This is a genomic window from Streptomyces sp. WELS2 (assembly GCF_013870595.1).
In the GTDB taxonomy this organism is placed as follows: Bacteria; Actinomycetota; Actinomycetes; order Streptomycetales; family Streptomycetaceae; genus Streptomyces.
This window is the reverse complement of sequence record NZ_JACBWZ010001330.1, coordinates 1-1,114: the sequence shown is the minus strand read 5'-3', so window position 1 is coordinate 1,114 and position 1,114 is coordinate 1. Positions and strand designations below refer to the sequence as shown.

1 protein-coding gene is annotated in these 1,114 nt (G+C 73.9%); it reads right to left on the bottom strand.

From position 1 onward, the window contains the following. On the bottom strand, positions 1-970 hold a 970-nt coding region (locus H5J33_RS36125; RefSeq protein ID WP_258565645.1), incomplete at its 3' end, for a hypothetical protein. Positions 971-1,114 lie beyond the last annotated feature (144 nt).

Sequence of the window (1,114 nt, the reverse complement as noted above, 5' to 3'; positions counted from 1 at the left end):
CGGCGCCGGGGTGACGGCCGGAACCGGCGCGGGGCACTCGGACTTCCTTCAGCGCAGCCCCTTGGGTGATCACCTTCTCCTCCATCAGCCCCTTCAACTCGGCGTCCGAGAGCGGGTGCAGCGTGTCCAGGAGATGGCGCAGGGCCGGTTCGTCCAGGGTCTGGCTGCTGATCTCGGCCTCCACGGCGCCGTGCCGGCGGGTGAGGGTGATCCGGTGGCCGCCGCCGGGGAAGGCCTCGACCACGCTCGTTTCGCCGCGCTTGTCCACCGCGCAGGTCACTCCCTTCTCCGGGGGCGTGGGGCATGCGGGGCGCGGGGTGAGCGGCTTGCGGACACCGAGGGCCACGTAGCCGTCCCAGCGGATGGAGTGGTACTCGACGGTGAAGGAGGCGGGGCCGGCCTCGGCGTGGGCCGCGCGCATACCGGAGGGCGTGTCGATCGTGAACAGGAGTTCCCCGTACTCCCGGTAGCGCTCGATCCCCGCCGTCTGCCGGCGCTGCCATGTCCGGCCCGGGCCGATGAAGCCCCCGTAGGCCACCGCGCCGGCGAGGGCGGCCGTCGCGCCGAGCCGCGCCCACCGGTTCGGCACGAAGAACGCGGCGGCCACCGCGTACGGCGCTCCGGTGAGCGCGATCCGGGTGCCCACGCCGCCCAGGTAGACACCATCGTCGTAGACGGCCAGGCCCGCCAGGACGCCGAGTGTGCCGAGGACGAAGACCAGGGCCGCCCAGCCGAGCCGCTTCGGCCCGGAGGCGCACAGCGGCACCAGGGCCCTCACCGGCGCGCCCGCCACGGACAGCAGGACCACCGACAACGGCACGCCCAGCGCCAGGACCGACAGCATCGCCCCCTCCCCGGAGGTCCAGCCCGTCACCAGCAGCGTGATGCCGAGTACCGGCACCGCGGCCGCCATGAGGGCCCAGACCAGGAAGAGGTGGAGGGCGGTCCGCGCCCTTCTGTCACTCGTCATGCCGCGGAGCCTGCCAGGGAGCGGCCTGGCGCGCATGAGTCGTCGTACTCAGTTCGCCGGGCCGGTGGCGGGTGAGGGCGCCGGTGCGGGCGGGTCAGGCCGCGGCCGGGAGCGCGTAGCGCACACCGGTCAGTTCCTCAGACA